Origin of the sequence: Thiolapillus sp., assembly GCF_048562965.1 — a bacterium.
Lineage (GTDB): Bacteria > Pseudomonadota > Gammaproteobacteria > Chromatiales > Chromatiaceae > Thiolapillus > Thiolapillus brandeum_A.
The window spans coordinates 1-1,764 of record NZ_JBHNMF010000636.1 but is presented as its reverse complement, the minus strand read 5'-3'; the positions used below and the strand labels follow the sequence as shown (position 1 = coordinate 1,764).

The 1,764-nt window shown below is 39.7% G+C and carries 1 protein-coding gene; it reads left to right on the top strand.

The window, feature by feature from the left end:
* Positions 1 to 33: 33 nt before the first annotated feature.
* On the top strand, positions 34 to 1,764 hold a 1,731-nt coding region (locus ACOCD2_RS18625; protein WP_419625884.1), incomplete at its 3' end, for an RNA-directed DNA polymerase.

Genomic DNA, 1,764 nt, shown 5'->3' with positions numbered 1-1,764 from the left:
GATGATGCTATGTTAGCATGGTATGACATTTTCATGCCTATCATTGATAAGCATGCCCCACTAAGAAAGAAGAGGGTAAAACACCCGAAACTCCCCCCATGGCTTACTAAAGATGTGATTGTAGCGATGGCAATTCGTGACCGCCTCAAGAAGGAAAAAAAGTTTGATGATTTTAAAAAGCAGAGAAACAGAGTAAAAAGTCTAGTGCGCTCTGCTAAGAAGGCATACTTTGATAAACTTGTCGAAACAGACAAAAGCACTTCCACGATATGGAAAGCCATCAATGAAATAACAAACAAATCTAACAGGAAAACGAACAATACCACTCCTCCCATTTCCCCTAACTCATTTAACACACATTTTTTAACATTAGCTGAAACTCTAGCTCAGTCCAGTGGGTGTGCTACAGATAACTTTGTCTGTTCCACTTTACTGAGCAACTTATGTGGTAAGAAACTTAAACCTGATGACAACTTTTCTATACCTCCTATGACTGTCCTCGATGTTGGTAAATGTATTTCTACGATGGCGAATAATAAGTCAACGGGCCGGGATAACATCAGTCCATGTCTCCTAAAATTAGCACTCCCATATATAGTCGAGCCTCTGACGTATATTTATAATTTATCTATTCAAAAAAATGTTTTTCCAACCGTTCTCAAGAAAGCAAAGGTAATTCCTCTTCCAAAGGTCAAAGATTTAAGCGAACCAAACAACTTTCGCCCCATATCCATACTCCCGTTACTTTCAAAACCGATTGAAAGACATGTACACAAGCACTTACTTAAGTTTTTAAATGAACGTGATCTGTTAAGCCAATCACAATCAGGCTTTCGTCCCAAGCACTCGTGTCACACAGCATTAACCAAACTGTTTGATAACTGGCTTACAGCAATCAACAACTCCGAGGTTGTTGGTGCTGTCTTTTTGGACCTGAAAAAAGCTTTTGACCTTGTCAATCACAATATTTTAATCAAGAAGCTATCCTTATACACAGCTAACTCTCCATCAGTCGCGTTTTTTAAATCTTATTTAGAACTGAGACCACAAATTGTTTACATAAACGGTGAATACTCTACTGAGGGCATTATTCGATACGGAATCCCCCAAGGTTCTATTCTTGGCCCTCTTCTCTTCTGTATCTTTATCAATGACCTGCCCTTGCATATTACCAGCGATTCAGTGAACTGTGAAATGTTTGCGGACGACACGTCACTAAATGCGTCCGATAAAAATACTGCTACCGTCCAAAGTGAATTACAGAAAAGCATAAATGAAGTATCTGACTGGTGCGACAAGAATGCTATGATTTTACATCCCGCAAAAACAAAAAGTATGCTACTTGCCACCAGACAAAAACATCAGCTTCGCCCGCTTATCCTTAATCTTAATCTCAAAGACAATCACATAGAGCAAGTTCATGAGCACCGACACCTTGGCATTATCATCGACGATGAATTTAGTTGGCGACCCCACATTACTAGCACATGCAAAACAATATCAAAAAGCCTGTACCTGTTGTCACAGCTCAAACACTTCGTAGACACTTCCAAGCAAAAGCTATTTTATCATGCTCACATTTCGCCTCACCTAACCTATGCATCTACTGTCTGGGACGGTTGTAGCGATATTCTATTCCACAGACTTAATTCTCTTCATAGAAGAGCTGCAAAGTTGATGATGCCCGATTTATCGTTAACAACCGATGCTAAGCTACAGCACTTGGGACTACTCCCACTTCGAGAAAAGCTCATGTTAAATAAA